An 18,041-nucleotide genomic window follows, 5' to 3' on the forward strand; every position below is an offset into this window, starting at 1 on the left:
GGATCACCTTATCTTGAGTGTGCAGCGATACTTGTGGGAGCGGGCGTGCCCGCGAAGAGGCCGGCACAGCCAAAAGAGAAGCCCCGCCATGTGCGGGGCTTTCTGGTTTCAAGGAGCGATCAGATCGCGCCCTCATTCCACTGGCCATTCACCAACCGGCGCAGCCCAAGCGGGTTGCCGTCGCGCAGTGCCTCGGGCAACAGCGCCTGCGGGTAGTTCTGGTAGCACACCGGCCGCAGGAAGCGGTCGATGGCCAGGGTGCCGACCGACGTGCCGCGCGCATCCGACGTGGCCGGGTAAGGCCCGCCATGCACCATCGCATCACACACCTCGACACCGGTCGGGTAGCCGTTGACCAGGATCCGCCCGACTTTCTCCTCCAGCAGCGGCACCAACCAGGCGAAGGCCTGCAGGTCTTCCGGCTCGCCGATCAGGGTCGCGGTCAGCTGGCCGCGCAGGCCGAGCAGGGCGGCGCGCAACTGGTCGTTGTCCTGCACTTCCACGGCAACGGTGGTCGGGCCGAACACTTCTTCCTGCAGCAGCGGGTCAGATTCCACCAGCAGGCGGGCATCGGCCTTGAACAGCTGGGCGCGCGCCTGGCTGCCTGCCTGCGTCTGGCCGGCCAGGTGCTCGATACCGGCATGGGCGTGCAGGTGCTCCAGGCCACCGACGTAGCTGCGCAGGCCACCTGCATTGAGCATGGTCTGGCCGGCCTGCTGGCTCAGGTGCTGGCCAAGCTCGGCCAGCAGTTGGCTGTACCGCGGCGACTGCAGGCCGATCACCAGGCCCGGGTTGGTGCAGAACTGGCCCGCGCCCAGGCACACCGAACCGGCCAGCTCACGGGCGATGGCTTCGCCACGCTTGGCCAGGGCAGCCGGCAGGATGATGACCGGGTTGATGCTGGACATCTCGGCGAACACCGGGATCGGCTGCGGGCGCTCGGCGGCCATGCGGCACAGGGCGTCACCGCCTTTCAGCGAGCCGGTGAAGCCGACCGCCTGGATGGCCGGGTGCTTGACCAGCCACTCGCCGACGCCGCCACCGAACACCATGTTGAACACGCCCTTGGGCATGCCAGTGCGCTCGGCGGCGCGCTGGATGGCGCAGCCGACCAGGTCGGCGGTGGCCATGTGGCCGCTGTGGGCCTTGAACACCACGGGGCAACCGGCGGCCAGGGCCGCGGCGGTATCGCCACCGGCGGTGGAGAAGGCCAGCGGGAAGTTGCTGGCGCCGAACACGGCGACCGGGCCGACGCCGATGCGCATCTGGCGCAGGTCCACGCGTGGCAGGGGCTGGCGCTCGGGCAGGGCCAGGTCGATGCGTGCACCGAGGAAGTCACCACGGCGCAGCACCTGGGCGAACAGGCGCATCTGGCCGCTGGTGCGGCCGCGCTCGCCCTGGATACGGGCGGGGGGCAGGGCGGTTTCACGGCAGACGATGGCGACGAAGGCGTCGTCCAGTTCGTCCAGCTCGGCGGCGATGGCGTCGAGGAATTCGGCGCGCCGCGCCGGGGCCAGCTGGCGGAATTCGGCGAAAGCGGCGGCGGCAGCCTTGGCGGCTTGGTCCACTTCGGCTTCGGTGGCCTGGGCGAAGCTGTAGGGCAGCGCCTCGCCGGTGCTGGCGTCCAGGCTCTGCAGGCGCTTCGGCCCAGCGGCGCTGCGCTGGCCGGCGATGAAGTTGTGGCCGAGGATTTCAGGCATGGGGTGCTCCTGTATGTTGAGAGAAAATCTGGCAGGTTGTCGCATGACCTGTGGGAGCGGGCGAGCCCGCGAAGCAGGCAACCCGGTGTATGGCACCGGCTGCGCCGGTGTTCGCGGGCATGCCCGCTCCCACAGGGACCGCGTTGCAATTGGGCAAGCCCTGGGCATCAGGTAATCGGTGCCGGGTTGAACAGGGTGATGTCGTTGTGCAGGCGATGCTGTTCGGCCCAGGTCTGCTTGCGGCCGCTGGCCACGTCCAGGTAGTAGTGGAACAGCTCCCAACCCAGTTCCTCGATGGTCGAGCGGCCGCTGGCGATGCGCCCGGCGTCGATGTCGATCAGGTCGGGCCAGCGCTGGGCCAGCTCGCTGCGGGTGCACACCTTGACCACCGGTGCCATGGCCAGGCCGTACGGGGTGCCGCGTCCTGTGGTGAACACATGCAGGTTCATGCCGGCAGCCAGTTGCAGGGTGCCGCAGACAAAGTCGCTGGCCGGGGTGGCGCAGAAGATCAGGCCTTTGCGGTTGACCCGCTCGCCCGGGCCGAGCACGCCCTGGATGGCGCCGCTACCAGACTTGACGATCGACCCCAGGGATTTTTCGACGATATTCGACAGGCCGCCTTTCTTGTTGCCCGGCGTGGTGTTGGCGCTGCGATCGGCGGCGCCTTGCTGCAGGTAGCGGTCGTACCAGTCCATTTCGCGCACCAGGGCATCTGCGACCTCCTGGTTTTCCGCCCGCGAGGTGAGCATGTAGATGGCGTCGCGCACTTCGGTTACCTCCGAGAACAGCACGGTGGCGCCAGCACGTACCAGCAGGTCGGCAGCGTAGCCCAGCGCCGGGTTGGCGGTGATGCCCGAGAAGGCATCGCTGCCCCCGCACTGCATACCCAGTATCAGTTCGCTGGCCGGCACGCTTTCGCGGCGGCGCTGGTCGAGTTTCTTCAGGCGGGTCTCGGCCAGTTCCATGATCTGCTCGATCATTTCCACAAAGCCCAGGCTGGCGTCCTGCAGGCGGTACAACCACGGGTCGCTGAGGTCCACCGACGGGTCGTTGTCGTGCATCACCTGGCCGGCCTGCAGCTTTTCGCAGCCAAGGCTGATGACCAGGGCCTCGCCGCCCAGGTTGGGGTTGCGCGCCAGGTTGCGCACCGTGCGGATCGGGATGTAGGCATCGCGCGCATTGATCGCCACGCCGCATCCATAGCTGTGGGTAATGGCCACCACGTCATCGACGTTGGGGTATTTGGGCAGCAATTCGCTGCGAATGCGCTTGACCGCATGCTCCAGCACGCCGGCCACGCACTGCACGGTGGTGGTGATGCCGAGGATGTTGCGGGTGCCGACGGTGCCGTCGGCGTTGCGGTAGCCTTCGAAAGTGAAGCCTTCGAGCGGCGGCAGCGGCTGCGGGACGGCGTCGCAGCGTGGCAGGCTGGCCAGCGCCGGGGCGGCCGGCATGGCCAGTTGGCTCTCCTGTACCCAGCTGCCCTGGCGCAGGTCTTCCAGCGCGTAGCCTATGATCTGCCCGTAGCGGCGCACCGGTTCGCCCTTGGCGATGGCTACGGTGGCCACCTTGTGGCTCTGTGGCACGCCTTCGACCAAGGTCAGGCCGTCGGCGAAGCGGGCGCCTTCGCCCAGGCCGCCATCGTTGACCACCACCACGACATTGTCGTCGTCGTGCAGGCGGACGTAGCGGGGCGAGTCGGAATGTTCGATCAACTGCATGTTCGGGCCCTACTTGTCAGGTTCTCAGGCTTTTGTACATCCGCCCACGGCGGGGGTGGCCGACGCGGGCGTGCTCACTCAGTGGCGCGAGCCGGCCAGTTCGCTGCCGGCCACTGGCTCGGTGTCAGGCTTTGGGCTTTCACGCAGCTCGATGCGCTTGATCGGGCCGACGATCACCAGGTAGCTGAATACCGCCACCAGGGCGTTGGCGCCGACATACACCAGGGCCCACTTGAACGAACCCGTGGCGCTGATGATGTAGCCGATCACGATCGGCGTGGTGATCGAGGCGATGTTGCCGAAGGTGTTGAACAGCCCGCCCGACAGACCGGCGATCTGTTTCGGCGAGGTGTCGGCGACCACCGCCCAGCCCAGCGCGCCGATGCCTTTGCCGAAGAACGCCAGGGTCATGAAGCCGACCACCATCCACTCGGCGTCGACGTAGTTGCAGAACACCATGGTGGTCGACAGCAGCAGGCCGCAGACGATCGGCAGCTTGCGGGAGAAGGTCAGCGAGTTGCCGCGGCGCAGCAGCCAGTCGGAAATCACCCCGCCCAGCACGCCACCGATGAAGCCGCAGACCGCCGGCAGCGAGGCGATGAAGCCGGCCTTGAGGATGGTCATGCCGCGCTCCTGCACCAGGTACACCGGGAACCAGGTGAGGAAGAAGTAGGTGATGGCGTTGATGCAGTACTGGCCCAGGTAAACGCCCAGCAGCATGCGGCTGGTCAGCAGTTGCTTGATGTAGCCCCATTTCGGGCCGTCGTTGCCGCGCTTCTGGTCCATGTCCACCAGGCCGCCGTTCTGCTCGATGTGTTCGAGTTCGCCTGGGCTGATGCGTGGGTGTTGGCGCGGGTTGTAGATGGTCTTCAGCCAGACCATGGAGAACACGATGCCCAGTGCGCCCATGACCACGAACACGTGCTCCCAGCCGAAGCTGAACACGATCCAGCCCATGATCGGTGCGAACAGTGCGGTAGCGAAGTACTGCGCCGAGTTGAAGATGGCCGATGCGGTGCCGCGTTCCTGGGTCGGGAACCAGGCCGCGACGATGCGCGCATTGCCCGGGAACGACGGGGCTTCGGCAAAACCGACCAGAAAGCGCAGGGTGAACAGCGTCACCACCGCCCAGGCCACCGGCAGGCCACCGACAAAGCCCTGCAGCAGGGTGAACAGCGACCAGGTGAAGATGCTGAAGGCGTAGACGTTCTTGGAACCAAAGCGATCGAGCAGCCAGCCACCAGGAATCTGGCCAGCCACGTATGCCCATCCGAAGGCGGAGAAGATGTAGCCGAGGGTCACGGCATCGATGCCGAGGTCTTTCTGCAGGCTGGAGCCCGCGATGGCAATGGTGGCGCGGTCAGCGTAGTTGATCGTGGTCACCAGAAACAGCATGAACAGGATCAGGTAGCGCACATGCGTCTTCTTCGTCGCTTGCATGCTGGTAGTACTCCCACTAGTTATTTTTGTGCGGGCTCACGAGTTGTAACCGGAGTGGGGCTGGCCCACTCCGGGCGCGGCATGGCAGGCCGCGGGCGGCGCTTACTGCGGGCCCATCTTGTCCATCAGCGCGGCGAGTTTTTCGTACTCGTCGGCGGTGAGGTCGGTAAGCGGAGTACGCACCGGGCCGGCGTCGTAACCGGCGATCCTGGCACCGGCCTTGACGATGCTCACGGCGTAGCCGGCCTTGCGGTTGCGGATGTCCAGGTACGGCAGGAAGAAGTCGTCGATCAGCTTGGCCACGGTGGCGTGGTCGTCACGGGCGATGGCGTTGTAGAAGTCCATGGCGGTCTTCGGCACGAAGTTGAACACGGCGGAGGAGTACACCGGCACGCCCAGGGCCTTGTAGGCAGCAGCATACACCTCGGCGGTCGGCAGGCCACCCAGGTAGCTGAAGCGGTCGCCCAGGCGGCGACGGATCGACACCATCAACTCGATGTCACCCAGGCCGTCCTTGTAGCCGATCAGGTTCGGGCAACGCTCAGCCAGTTTTTCCAGCAGGTCGGCGTTCAGGCGGCAGACGTTGCGGTTGTAGACGACTACGCCGATGTTTACCGATTTGCACACTGCTTCGACGTGGGCGGCGACGCCTTCCTGGCTGGCTTCGGTCAGGTAGTGCGGCAGCAGCAGCAGGCCCTTGGCACCCAGGCGCTCGGCTTCTTGCGCGTATTCGATGGCCTGGCGGGTGGAGCCGCCGACGCCGGCGAGGATGGGTACCGACCTGGCGCAGGTGTCGACGGCGGTCTTGATCACCTGGCTGTATTCGCTGGCGGCCAGGGAGAAGAACTCACCGGTGCCGCCGGCGGCGAACAGGGCGCTGGCGCCGTATGGGGCCAGCCATTCCAGGCGCTTGACGTAGCCAGCCGGGTTGAAGTCGCCCTGGGCGTTGAAGTCGGTGACCGGGAAAGACAGCAGGCCGTGGGAGAGGATGGATTTGAGTTCCTGTGGAGTCATTGTTGTTGGCATCCTGTGGCGCTTGGGTGAAGGGTGTTGTTTTGCGTTGGAGGTAAGTTATCGTACAACTTGTGCGATGACTAGTCCCTTTGGGAGATTTTTTTGTGGGAGGGGCGGAAGGAATGTTATTGCCTGTGCCGACCTCTTCGCGGGTAAACCCACTCCCACAGGGACCGCGTCGCGCTTGAAATTTGCGGAGATCCCTGTGGGAGCGGGTTTACCCGCGAAGAGGCCAGAACAGGCGACAACAACAGATGCACGAGACGCAGATGGCAGACCAATCGCGATCAGTCATCATATCTCTTGGTGAGGGTAGGAAAAAAAGATCGCGGAGACAGGCACAAGCCCGCCGCCCGTTTCCACGGGAAGTGTTCTGGGACCAGCAGAGGGTGACCGGGGAAAACGGGGGCGGCCTTGCGCCGCCCCGCGATCAAAGCAGAGGAAACTGGTTTCAGGCAGCGTGCTGGCGCTTGATCTGCGCCTTGCGCACCTGGGCCCGGCAAGCGTCACCGAAAGCCTGGAAAATCTTGATCGAATCCGGGTTCTTCGCCGCTTGCCACTCCGGGTGCCACTGCACGGCGAACAGGAACGGCGAGATGCTCGGGGCATGGATCGCCTCTACCAGGCCGTCTTCGGCGTGTGCGATGGCCTCGATGCCGGCGCCGAGCTTGTGCAGGCCTTGGCCATGCAGCGAGTTGACACGAATCTCGTCGGTACCCAGGGCGTCACGCAGCCAGCTGTCCGGCTTGATCTTCACACCATGCACCTGGGCGTATTGCACCTCGACCGGGTCTTCCGGGTTTTCCCGGTGGTCGTTGAAGCCAGGCTCGGCGTACACCTTCTGGTAGATGTCGCCACCCAGTGCCACGTTGATTTCCTGCATGCCACGGCAGATGCCGAAGATCGGCAGGCCACGCTTGATCGCGGCCTTGACCAGCGGGATGTCGAACAGGTCGCGGTTCTTGTCCTGGCCTTTGCCGGGGGTCTCGTTCTCCTGGCCGTACAGGGCCGGGTCGATGTTGCTGCCGGCGCCGGTCAGGTACACGCCGTCGGCCATGTCCAGATAGGTCTCGAGGTCTTCGATGCCGCAGCAGGTGGGCACCAGCACCGGGACGCAATCGGAAAACTCGACCAGCGGGGTGATGTATTTGTGGGTCATGACCTGGTAGTCATGGCCTTTGCGCTCTTGGCTGCCCATGGTCATCAGGACGACGGGTTTGCGCAGGGAGGGTTGCTTGTTGCCAATGTTGCTGTTGGACATATGTCACCTTGGGACAGGTTCGGCCTGTCGTTGTTGTGCAGGTGCACGGCGCGGGGCCATGGGTGCAACCTGTAGCCCCGAGCACTGCCGGCTCGTCGGAGGCGACGATTCCGGTCGGGGCCTGTAGATAGCTTGCCAGAGCCGTTCGATATGTCAAACGACGGAGCAGGGCTTGATGGCCGGGAATGCGCCGGTTTTTGGGGGCTGAAACCGATGCGGGCCTGTGGCGGCGTGGGTTTGGCGGGGGTTAAGGTCAATAATATTTAACGATGCAGTTGGGTCTTTGCAGCGGTGCAATGAAGGGCCGGCAGAGTCGCTCACTCCTTCGGCTGACGCGGAACCTGTAGGAGCGGCCTTGTGTCGCGAAAGGGCTGCAAAGCAGCCCCGGCAATTTGTGCACCTGCGCTGAAACCCTGGGGCTGCTGCGCAGCCCTTTCGCGACACAAGGCCGCTCCTACACAGATATCGCGCCAGCTTTCATCATTTTCAATCAGTGCAGTATCTGCGCCAGGAACGCCTTTGCCCGCTCTGTACGCGGTTGGTTGAAGAACACCTGCGGCGAGCTGTCTTCGATGATCTGCCCGCCCTCGAGGAACAACACCCGCTCGGCGACCTGGCGGGCAAAGCCCATTTCGTGGGTGACGCAGAGCATGGTCATGCCGGTGCCAGCCAGTTGCACCAGCACATCCAGCACTTCGGCGACCATCTCCGGGTCCAGCGCCGAGGTGGGCTCGTCGAACAGCATGATCCGCGGCTTCATGCACAGCGCCCGGGCGATCGCCACGCGCTGCTGCTGGCCGCCGGACAGCTGGCTGGGGTACTTGTGCGCCTGGCTTTCGATGCCGACCTTGCTCAGGTACATGCGCGCCCGCTCCTCGGCGTCCTTGCGCGACAACCCGCGCACGCTGGTGGGGGCCAGCAGGCAGTTGTCGAGCACGCTCATGTGCGGGAACAGGTTGAAGTGCTGGAACACCATGCCGATGTCGCTGCGCACCTGCGCCGCTTCGCGGGTGGTGGATGCCAGGTCGATGCCATCCACCTTGATGCTGCCCTGCTGGGCCACTTCCAGGCGGTTGATGCAACGGATCAAGGTCGACTTGCCCGAGCCGGACGGCCCGCACAGCACGATGCGTTCGCCTTCGCGCACCTGCAGGTCGATGTCGCGCAGCACGTGGAACGCGCCGTAGTGCTTGTTCAGGCCTTCGATGCGGATCAGCACCGGGCGCGGGTCGGGTTCGGGGGCAAGGGTGGCAAGGCTCAGTGGTGCGGTCATCTTGTTGTTCTCCCGCAGGGGTTCAGTCGAAACGGGTCGCGCTGTAGGGCGCGGGGTCGGTGAAGGGGCGTTCGCCGGTGACCAGCTCGGCCACCAGTCGGCCGCTGACCGGGCCCAGGGTGAGGCCGTGGTGGGCGTGGCCGAAGTTGAACCACAGCCCAGGGTGGCGCGGCGCCGGGCCTATCACCGGGCGCATGTCGGGCAGGCATGGGCGGCGGCCCAGCCAGGGGGTGTCGTCCAGGCGCTCGCCCAGGGCCGGGAACAGCTTGCGCGCCAGGGCTTCGCAGCGGCCCAGCTGGATCTGGTTGCCCGGTGCGCTGCTGGCATCGAACTCGATGCCGGTGGTCAGGCGCACGCCGCGGGCCATTGGCGCCAGCACGTAGCCGCCCTGGGTGTCGCAGATGGAATGCTCCAGTTGCGCACCGTCACGGGTACTGTAATGCATGTGGTAGCCACGCTTGATCGCCAGCGGGATCTGGTAGCCCAGGCCGCTGAACAGGTCGGCCGACTGCGGGCCCAGGCAGGCCACCACCTCGTTGGCGGTGATCGGACCGCGGCGGCTGTCGACCTGCCATTGGCCGTCGACCTGGCGCAGGCTGCGCGCATCGCCATGCAGGAACTGCCCGCCGCGCTGCGTGAACAGGGTGGCGTAGCCGCGGGTGAGGGCGCCGGGGTTGTTCACGGTCTTGGGGTCGAGCCAGTGGATACCGCCGACCACGCTGGCGTCCAGCTGGTGCTCGCGGGCCTGCAACTGCCCGCATTCGAGGATTTCGAACTGCAGGCCATACCGGCTCAGGCCCTTGGCGTCGGCCTTGGCCTGCTCGAACAGCGCCGGGTCACGGAACACTTCGATCCAGCCTTTGGCCTGCACCAGCCCTTCCAGGCCGGCGGCAGCGATCAGTGCGTCGTGCTCCTCGACGCAGCGCTGCACCAGCGGCAGCATGTCGGCGGCGGCCCCGGCCAGGCGCCCGGGGGCCGACTGGCGCCAGTAGCGCCACAGCCAGGGGGCGGCCTTGGGCAGGTGCAGCAGGCTGTAACGCACATCGGGCTGGCGGTTCAGGCCGTAGCGCAGCAGCGCGCCCAGTTGCCGGGGGAAGGCATAGGGGATCACGCTGGAGCGCTCGATCAGCCCGGCGTTGCCGTGGCTGGTGCCGCAACCCGGTTCGTCGCGGTCTATCAGGATCACCTGGCGCCCGCGGGCCTGCAGGTGCAGCGCGGTGCTGACGCCAACGATGCCGGCGCCGAGGACAAGGGTCTGGCAATGCATGGAACGTATCCTTCGGTCAGTTCAGGTGGCGGCCCAGGCGGGCTTCCAGGTGTTTCAGCAGGCGCCGCACCAGTTCGACGATCAGCAGGTAGAGCACGGCGGCCCACAGGTAGATCTGGAAGTCGAAACTGCGCGAGAAGGCCAGTTTGGTCACGCCCATCAGGTCGTAGATGGTCACCAGCGAGGCGATCGCGCTGGCCTTGATCATCAGGATCAGTTCGTTGCCCAGCGGGCCGATGGCCACCAGCAGCGACTGCGGCAGGATCACCTTGAAGAAGGTGGTCGAGCGCTTCAGGTTCAGCGCCCGCGCCGCCTCATGCTGCCCGGGCGCGACGGCCATCAGGCTGCCGCGGAAGATTTCGGCCTGGTAGGCGGCGGTGTTCAGGGTGAACGCCAGCAGGGTGCAGAACCACGCTTCGCGGAAGAACCACCACAGGCCGACGTCCTGCCAGAAGCCCTTGAGCGAGCCCAGGCCGTAATACAGCAGGAATAGTTGGGCCAGCAGCGGCGAGCCACGGAAGAAGTACACGTAGCCGGCGGCCATGCGCTGCAGCAGCAGGCTGCGCGACATGCGCGCCAGGGCCAGCAACAGGCCGAGCACGGCGCCCAGGCTGAAGGAAATCGCCACCAGCTTGGCCGTTACCAGCAGGCCATCGAGGAAGCGTGGGCCGTAGCGGTCGAGCAGGTCGGGGTCGAGGACCAGCGCCAGCAGTTGTTCGAAGCTCATGCGCGTGCTCCTTGCAGGTGGCGGTTGCTGCGCCGTTCGATGAAGGCGAACACGCGTCCGGAAATGGCGGCGAACAGCAGGTAGCCCAGGCAGGCCACGCCATAGAAGAACATCGGCTCCTTGGTCACGCTGACCGCCAGGTTGGTCTGGCGCATCAGGTCGACCAGCGAGATGGTGGATACCAGCGAGGTGTCCTTGAGCAGCGACAGCCAGTTGTTGGACAGGCCGGGCAGGGCGATGCGGGTCAGTTGCGGCAGCAGCACCTTGAAGAAGCCGGTGCGCTTGCTCAGGCCCAGCGCCGAGCAGGCTTCCAGCTGGCCCTTGGGCAGGGTCTTGAAGGCTGCCAGCCAGATCTCGCTGGAGAATGCGGCGAACACCAGGCTGAAGGCGATCATCGCGGCGAGGAAGGTATTGATCAGGAACTCACCCTGGTAGCCCAGGGCTGCGAGGATCTTCTGCGCGGCGATCTGGCAGCCGTAATAGATGATCAGCAGCGTCAGCAGTTCGGGCAGGCCACGGAACACGGTGGAGAAGGTGGTGGCCCATGCGCGCGGCAAGCGCTTGCGCGAGCGCGCTGCAAGGGCGACCACCAGGCCCAGCGGCAGGCCGATGGGCAGGCAGGCCAGGGCCAGGGAAACGGTGACCAGCGCGCCGGCCAGCAGCGCCTGGCCCCAGCCTCCACTGGCGAAGGACAGCAAGGACAATTGATCGAGCATGACGAACACCTTGTGTTGACCTTACCGGCCTCATCGCCGGCAAGCCGGCTCCCACAGGTACACCTCTGTTCTTCAGGTCAGTGAGCTACCTGTGGGAGCTGGCTTGCCGGCGATAGGGCCCGGTCAGGCAATGAGGCCTTGAAGGTCAGTTGTAGATATCGAAAGCGAAGTACTTGCTGGCGATCTTCTGGTAGGTGCCGTTGGCCACGATCTGTTGCAGCGCGGTGTTCAGGCGCTGGCGCAGGGCTTCGTCGTCCTTGCGCACGGCAATGGCGGCATCGGCCTTGGTGTCGGCCACGTCGCCGAGGATCTTGCAGCAGTCCCCGCCGTTCTTGGTCATCCACTCGTGCAGTGGAAACTTGTCGGCAATCACCCCGTCCAGGCGGCCGGCGGCCAGGTCGGCGTTGGCTTCGTCCATGGTCGGGTACAGCTTCACGTCGGCACCGGCCTTGGCGTAGACGTCTTCGGCGTAGATGGCCTGGGTGGAGGACGACTGGGCGCCAACGGTGTAGCCGTCGAAGTTGGTCTGGGCGTCGCTGATCTTGCTGTCCTTGGCCACGGCAACGGTCAGCGGGGTGCGGTAGTAGTGGTCGGTGAAGGCGATTTTCTTGCGCCGTTCTTCGGTGTTGATCATCGACGCGACCACTGCATCGTACTTGCGTGCCATCAGCGCCGGGATGATGCCTTCCCAGTCCTGGGCAACCAGGGTGCACTCGACTTTCATCTGCTCGCACAGGGCATGGGTGATGTCGATGTCGAAGCCGTGCAACTGGTTATTGGCGTCGACATAGTTGAAGGGCGGGTAGGCGCCCTCGGTGGCGAAGCGCAGGGTTTCGGCACTGGCGGCACCCGACAGCAGCAGGGCGCACGCACCCACCAAGGCCATGGTCTTGTTCATCTCGCACCTCATTGCACTCTTGCTATTGTTGTTTTCCCGTCGACCACGAGGTGTAGCCGACGAATTCATTATGTAGAGCGGCAGTTGCTTCCAAGCGTTTTTCAACATCCGGTCCGAGCTTCTTGCAGACCTCGTTGACCATCAGGTGCACCCACGACAGCATGGTCGAGGTGGACTCCCAGAACAGATTGAACTCGGTGGGGATGCGGAACACCTCGTCGGCGTTGGCATCGGCCCAGTCACAGAAGGGATCGGTCACCAGGGTGACCGCAATGCCAGCCTCGCGCGCCTTCTGGCACAACAGCAGGGCATGGCGGGAATAACGGCGGGCTTCGAACACCACCAGGGCGCTGTCTTCGGCGCGGCCCAGCAATACTTCGCCAAAGTGCCCGGCACTGATATCGACCAGCTGCACGCCGTCGCGCAGGTACTGCAGCAGGTGGCTCATGCACATGGCGATGCCACGCTCGGTCTGGAAGCCGGCAATGAAAACCCGCTGCTTGCTCGCCAGGCGCTGGGCGACGCTGTGCCAGGCACTGCTCTGGCGATACTCGTGCACGCGCACCAGTGCGGCGATCTCCAGCTCCAGGCTGCCGGCGTTGTCGCTGGCGTCCTGGTTCTGGCGGTAATCTTGCAGTCGGTCGCCCACCAGCCACGGGCCATCGCCCAGGTCGTTCTGCAGGTCTTGCTTCAACGCCTTGAGGTGGGCATAACCCAATGAGCGACAGAAACGGCCGACGCTGGATTCGCTGACGCCCAGCTTGACGGCAATGCTGGCCGAGGTCTGGAACGGCAGTTCATGCAGGTTGGCGAGCATGTAGGTGGCGATCTTGCGGCCCGAAGCAGCGGCCCCTTCGAGGCTGTTTTCCAGGCGTTGCTTGATCGGTTGGCTCATGCTGCGGCTCCAGGGGTAAGGCTTGCGAAAGAAAATGGCTGTTTTCTGTCATCAAGTCAACATTTGACAGATAGCTGTCACATGCAGGAAAGTTTTTGTCGTTGCAACGCTGTAGCCATTCCAATTCCAACAAGGAGCTTCAGATGTCCGCACCTTCCACCAGCACCGTCGTGCGTGTGCCTTTTACCGAGCTGCAGGCCCTGTTGCAGAGCATCTTCCAGCGCCATGGCTGCAGCGAAAGCGTGGCCCGGGTGCTGGCCCACAACTGCGCCAGCGCCCAACGCGATGGCGCCCATAGCCATGGGGTGTTTCGCATGCCTGGCTATGTTTCGACATTGGCCAGCGGCTGGGTCGATGGCCAGGCCACCCCGAAGGTCAGCGACGTGGCGCCCGGTCATGTTCGTGTCGATGCCGCAGGCGGCTTCGCCCAGCCGGCGCTGGCCGCAGCCCGTGAACTTCTGGTGGCCAAGGCACGCAACGCTGGCATCGCCGTGCTGGCGATCCACAACTCGCACCACTTCGCTGCGCTTTGGCCGGATGTGGAGCCATTCGCCGACGAAGGCCTGGTAGCCCTGAGCGTGGTCAACAGCATGACCTGCGTGGTGCCACACGGCGCCCGCAAGCCGCTGTTCGGCACCAACCCCATCGCTTTTGCCGCACCCTGCGCGGAACATGACCCGATCGTCTTCGACATGGCCACCAGCGCCATGGCCCATGGCGACGTGCAGATTGCCGCGCGCGCTGGCCAGCAATTGCCGGAGGGCATGGGGGTGGACGCCAATGGCGAGCCGACAACCGACCCCAAGGCGATTCTGGAAGGCGGCGCCTTGCTGCCATTTGGCGGGCACAAGGGCTCGGCCTTGTCGATGATGGTGGAGTTGCTGGCGGCGGCGCTGACCGGCGGGCATTTCTCCTGGGAGTTCGACTGGTCGGGGCACCCCGGGGCGAAGACGCCGTGGACCGGGCAGCTGATCATCGTCATCGACCCGAGCAAGGCCGAGGGCGAGCGGTTTGCCCAGCGCAGCCGCGAACTGGTCGAGCAGATGCAGGCGGTGGGGCTGACGCGCATGCCCGGCGAGCGGCGTTACCGCGAGCGCGAGGTGGCCGAGGAGGAGGGGGTGGCGGTGACCGAGCAGGAGCTGCAAGGCCTGAAAGAGCTGCTTGGCTGACCCGGCCCTATCACCGGCAAGCCAGCTCCCGCAGTACACCACAACCCTCAAGGCCTGTGTTGTACCGGTGGGAGCTGGCTTGCCGGCGATGAGGCCCTCACTGCCTGCACCAATCCCCAGCCATGCAATGTTGCATAGACAACCTTGCACAATAGTGGATGTTCCTGAGCCCGCACTCCGGGTATGCTCAGGGCTGCATTTTCGAACTGTCCTGATCCAAGGAGCTGCACGCTGTGTTCAAACATGTCGATGCCTATGCCGGCGACCCGATCCTCTCGTTGATGGAAACCTTCAAGGCCGACCCGCGCGCCGACAAGGTCAACCTGAGCATCGGCCTGTACTACGATGAGGCCGGCGTGGTGCCGCAACTGGCGGCTGTGGATGCGGTGGAAAAACGCATCGCCGGCCAGGACCACGAAGCCTCGCTGTACCTGCCGATGGAAGGCCTGGCCAGCTACCGCCAGGCGATCCAGGCGCTGCTGTTCGGTGCCGATCACCCGGCTGTTACCGGCGGGCGCGTGGCCACCGTGCAGACCGTGGGCGGTTCCGGCGCCCTCAAGGTCGGTGCCGACTTCCTCAAGCGCTACTTCCCGCAGTCCGAAGTCTGGGTCAGCAACCCGACCTGGGACAACCACCGCGCCATCTTCGAAGGCGCCGGCTTCAAGGTGCACACCTACCCGTACTTCGACCAGGCCACCCGTGGCGTGGACTTCGACGGCATGCTGGCCACCCTGCAGAATCTGCCGGCCAACAGTGTGGTGCTGCTGCACCCTTGCTGCCACAACCCCACCGGCGCCGATCTGGAACAGCACCAGTGGCAACAGGTGGTTGAAGTGGTCAAGGCACGCCAGCTGATTCCGTTCCTCGACATCGCCTACCAGGGCTTCGCCGAAGGCCTGGTGGAAGACGCCTACGCCATCCGCGAAATGGCCCGCGCCGGCGTCCCGTGCCTGGTCAGCAACTCGTTCTCGAAGATCTTCTCGCTGTACGGCGAGCGTGTTGGCGGCCTGTCGGTGGTCTGCGACGATGAAGCCACTACCCAGAGCGTGCTCGGCCAGCTCAAGGCTACTGTGCGTCGCAACTACTCCAGCCCGCCCAACTTCGGCGCCCAGCTGGTCGCTGGCGTACTCAGCGATGCCGCCCTCAATGCCCAATGGGCCGAGGAAGTCGAAGTGATGCGCAAGCGTATCCTCGACATGCGCCAGGCGCTGGTCGATGCCCTGGCCGTGCTGCTGCCAGGCCAGGACTTCCAGTTCTTCCTGCGCCAGCGCGGCATGTTCAGCTACACCGGCTTCAGCGTCGAGCAGGTGCGCCGTCTGCGTGACGAGTTCGGCGTATACCTGATCGACAGCGGCCGCGTATGCATGTCCGGCCTGCGCCCGGCCAACCTGCAACGGGTTGCCGAAGCTTTCGCCGCCGTCCAGAAGTAACACCGCACGGGGCCGCTTCTGTGGGGTGCGGCCTCTGTAGGAGCGGCCTTGTGTCGCGAAAGGGCCGCAAAGCGGCCCCGGCAATATTCGCGGCGAAGCTGCAAACGTTGGGGGCGCTGCGCACCCCTTTCGCGACACAAGGCCGCTCCTACACCTGTCAAATTCCTCCTGCAGCCCACCGGCATAACCCGCTTGTAAAGACAAGTGCAACCGCTCCTCGGAAAAGGGCTTCGCAAGTGCAACCTTTCCGTGCACAATCGCGCTCCCTTTTTCGGTTGAGTTGGGCGAAACGTCTATTTCGCCATTCTCAGCCTGTTGCAGTCTTGCGAGTGGAGCTTCACCCGGAATGAATGAGCAGGCCCCAAGCGTTGAACAACGCTTTGCAGAATCGACCCCCGCCACCCTCGGCAGTTGGTCGCGTCACGACACCACCTGGATGCTGGGCCTGTTCGGCACAGCGATCGGCGCCGGAACCCTGTTCCTGCCGATCAACGCCGGCCTTGGCGGCTTCTGGCCGTTGCTGATCCTGGCCATACTGGCCTTCCCGATGACCTATTTCGCTCACCGCGGGCTGACCCGTTTCGTCCTTTCCGGGCGCAATGACGGCGATATCACCGAGGTGGTCAAGGAACATTTCGGCATTACCGCCGGCGCCTCGATCACCGTGCTGTACTTCTTCGCGATCTTCCCGATCCTGCTTATCTATAGCGTGGCGCTGACCAACACCGTGTCCAGCTTCATGGAGCACCAGCTGCACATGCAGCCGCCGCCACGCGCCATCCTGTCGTTCGTGCTGATCCTCGGCCTGCTGGCCATCGTGCGCTGTGGGGAGCAGGCCACGGTCAAGGTCATGAGCCTGCTGGTCTACCCATTCATCGTCGCCCTGGCATTGCTGGGCCTGTACCTGGTCCCGCACTGGACCGGTGGCATCCTCGACAGCGCCACCCAGGTACCACCGGCCTCGGCCTTCCTGCACACCCTGTGGCTGGCGATTCCGGTGATGGTGTTCTCGTTCAACCACTCGCCGATCATCTCCGCCTTTGCCGTCGACCAGAAGCGCCGCTATGGCGAGCATGCCGATGAGCGTAGCGGCCAGATCCTGCGCCGTGCCCACCTGCTGATGGTGGTGATGGTGCTGTTCTTCGTGTTCAGCTGCGTGCTCACCCTGAGCAGCGCCCAGCTGGCCGAGGCCAAGGCGCAGAACCTGTCGATCCTGTCGTACCTGGCCAACCACTTCAGCAACCCGACCATCGCGTTCGCTGCACCGCTGATCGCCTTCGTGGCCATCGCCAAGTCGTTCCTCGGCCACTACATCGGCGCCAGCGAAGGCCTGAAGGGCATCATCACCAAGGCCGGCGCACGCCCGGGGGCCAAGACCCTGGACCGCGTGGTCGCCGCGCTGATGCTGGTGGTGTGCTGGATCGTCGCCACGCTCAACCCGAGCATCCTCGGCATGATCGAGTCGCTCGGTGGCCCGATCCTCGCGGTGCTACTGTTCCTGATGCCGATGTACGCCATTCGCCGCGTGCCATCCATGCGCAAGTACAGCGGTGCTGCCTCCAACGTGTTCGTGGTGGTAGTCGGCCTGGTTGCGCTGACCTCGGTGGTATACGGCCTGCTGGGCTGATACGCCATCTGCAACAGTAATGCCCGGGTCGCTTGTTGCCACCCGGGCATTTTTTTGTCCACAAGAATTGTCCGGCAACAGAACAATTTCACCTGCCCCATAGGCACCCGGCCGCCTTCATGCTTAACTCAGTGTCCTTTTCAAACCCGCATAAGGATTTCGTCATGGCTCAAGTGACTCTCAAAGGCAACCCGGTTCAGGTCAAAGGCGAACTGCCGAAAACCGGCGCCCAGGCTCCGGCTTTCTCCCTGGTAGGTGAAGGCCTGGCTGACAAGTCGCTGAAAGACTACGCCGGCAAGCGCAAGGTGCTGAACATCTTCCCGAGCGTCGATACTCCGACCTGTGCTACCTCCGTGCGCAAGTTCAATGCCCAGGCCAACGATGTGGCCAACACCGTGGTGCTGTGCATCTCCGCCGACCTGCCGTTCGCCCAGGCACGCTTCTGCGGCGCTGAAGGCCTGGACAACGTGAAGAACCTGTCGACCCTGCGTGGCCGCGAGTTCCTCGAAAACTACGGCGTGGCCATTGCCGATGGCCCGCTGGCCGGCCTGGCTGCCCGTGCCGTGGTGGTGCTGGACGAAAACGACAAGGTGCTGCACAGCGAGCTGGTTGGCGAAATCGCTGACGAGCCGAACTACGATGCAGCGCTGGCTGTGCTGAAGTAAGCGTTGTGTGGGGCAGGGCGGGCGTCTATCGCCTGTACCGGCCCCTTCGCGGGCTTGCCCGCTCCCACAGGGATGTCACAGGCTTTGAAACCTTTGCAGTACCTGTGGGAGCGGGCAAGCCCGCGAAGAGGCCGGCACAGGCAACCGAAACCTTTCAGCCCGCCACCTGCTCCAGGCAACACCCTGTAAACGGCCCGGAACACGTTCCGGGCCGTTTTCATTTAAAGTTCAAACCCTT

At 64.7% G+C, this 18,041-nt stretch carries 15 protein-coding genes; 4 read left to right on the forward strand and 11 right to left on the reverse strand.

What is annotated here, in order from left to right:
• Positions 1-119: 119 nt before the first annotated feature.
• From V3314_RS14425 to V3314_RS14475, 11 genes are all read right to left on the reverse strand, one after another.
• Positions 120-1,700 (reverse strand): aldehyde dehydrogenase (NADP(+)), encoded by a 1,581-nt coding sequence (locus V3314_RS14425; RefSeq protein ID WP_046615441.1) that lies wholly within the window; start codon positions 1,698-1,700, stop codon positions 120-122.
• Positions 1,701-1,867: 167 nt separating this feature from the next.
• Positions 1,868-3,421 carry a galactarate dehydratase gene (garD, locus tag V3314_RS14430; protein WP_338459160.1) on the reverse strand — a complete coding sequence of 518 codons (1,554 nt, stop codon included), beginning with the start codon at positions 3,419-3,421 and terminating at the stop codon, positions 1,868-1,870.
• A gap of 78 nt (positions 3,422-3,499) precedes the next feature.
• Positions 3,500-4,861, reverse strand: a complete 1,362-nt coding sequence (locus V3314_RS14435) for an MFS transporter (RefSeq protein WP_046615439.1) — start codon at positions 4,859-4,861, stop codon at positions 3,500-3,502.
• A gap of 102 nt (positions 4,862-4,963) precedes the next feature.
• Positions 4,964-5,875, reverse strand: coding sequence for a 5-dehydro-4-deoxyglucarate dehydratase (gene kdgD / locus V3314_RS14440; RefSeq protein WP_338459161.1), 912 nt, complete (start codon positions 5,873-5,875; stop codon positions 4,964-4,966).
• A gap of 451 nt (positions 5,876-6,326) precedes the next feature.
• Positions 6,327-7,136: a type 1 glutamine amidotransferase gene (locus tag V3314_RS14445; protein ID WP_046615437.1), complete on the reverse strand. Its 810-nt coding sequence runs from the start codon at positions 7,134-7,136 to the stop codon at positions 6,327-6,329.
• A gap of 490 nt (positions 7,137-7,626) precedes the next feature.
• Positions 7,627-8,409 carry an amino acid ABC transporter ATP-binding protein gene (locus tag V3314_RS14450; RefSeq protein WP_046615436.1) on the reverse strand — a complete coding sequence of 261 codons (783 nt, stop codon included), beginning with the start codon at positions 8,407-8,409 and terminating at the stop codon, positions 7,627-7,629.
• 22 nt (positions 8,410-8,431) lie between these two features.
• Positions 8,432-9,676 (reverse strand): FAD-binding oxidoreductase, encoded by a 1,245-nt coding sequence (locus V3314_RS14455; RefSeq protein ID WP_046615435.1) that lies wholly within the window; start codon positions 9,674-9,676, stop codon positions 8,432-8,434.
• Positions 9,677-9,692: 16 nt separating this feature from the next.
• Complete coding sequence (locus V3314_RS14460) at positions 9,693-10,403, reverse strand: ABC transporter permease subunit (RefSeq protein WP_025338833.1); 711 nt, start codon at positions 10,401-10,403, stop codon at positions 9,693-9,695.
• Positions 10,400-11,119 carry an ABC transporter permease subunit gene (locus V3314_RS14465; protein WP_046615434.1) on the reverse strand — a complete coding sequence of 240 codons (720 nt, stop codon included), beginning with the start codon at positions 11,117-11,119 and terminating at the stop codon, positions 10,400-10,402. The genes V3314_RS14460 and V3314_RS14465 overlap by 4 nt, the downstream gene beginning before the upstream one ends.
• Positions 11,120-11,264: 145 nt before the next feature.
• Positions 11,265-12,017, reverse strand: a complete 753-nt coding sequence (locus V3314_RS14470; RefSeq protein WP_046615433.1) for a transporter substrate-binding domain-containing protein — start codon at positions 12,015-12,017, stop codon at positions 11,265-11,267.
• A 22-nt stretch (positions 12,018-12,039) separates the two neighbouring features.
• Positions 12,040-12,912 (reverse strand): MurR/RpiR family transcriptional regulator, encoded by an 873-nt coding sequence (locus tag V3314_RS14475; RefSeq protein ID WP_046615432.1) that lies wholly within the window; start codon positions 12,910-12,912, stop codon positions 12,040-12,042.
• A gap of 143 nt (positions 12,913-13,055) precedes the next feature.
• Between V3314_RS14475 and V3314_RS14480 the strand changes: the two genes are divergently transcribed.
• From V3314_RS14480 to tpx, 4 genes are all read left to right on the forward strand, one after another.
• Positions 13,056-14,081 carry an Ldh family oxidoreductase gene (locus tag V3314_RS14480; RefSeq protein WP_085599050.1) on the forward strand — a complete coding sequence of 342 codons (1,026 nt, stop codon included), beginning with the start codon at positions 13,056-13,058 and terminating at the stop codon, positions 14,079-14,081.
• Between the two features lie 233 nt (positions 14,082-14,314).
• A complete protein-coding gene (locus V3314_RS14485) occupies positions 14,315-15,511 on the forward strand; it encodes an amino acid aminotransferase (protein ID WP_046615430.1) in 1,197 nt (398 codons plus the stop codon).
• A 346-nt stretch (positions 15,512-15,857) separates the two neighbouring features.
• Positions 15,858-17,138, forward strand: coding sequence for a serine/threonine transporter (locus tag V3314_RS14490; RefSeq protein WP_046615429.1), 1,281 nt, complete (start codon positions 15,858-15,860; stop codon positions 17,136-17,138).
• Positions 17,139-17,302: 164 nt separating this feature from the next.
• Complete coding sequence (gene tpx, locus V3314_RS14495; RefSeq protein WP_046615428.1) at positions 17,303-17,803, forward strand: thiol peroxidase; 501 nt, start codon at positions 17,303-17,305, stop codon at positions 17,801-17,803.
• Positions 17,804-18,041: the final 238 nt, after the last annotated feature.

It is taken from the genome of Pseudomonas sp. TE3-3-F2023, from assembly GCF_036784815.1.
Classification (GTDB): Bacteria; Pseudomonadota; Gammaproteobacteria; order Pseudomonadales; family Pseudomonadaceae; genus Aquipseudomonas; species Aquipseudomonas pudica.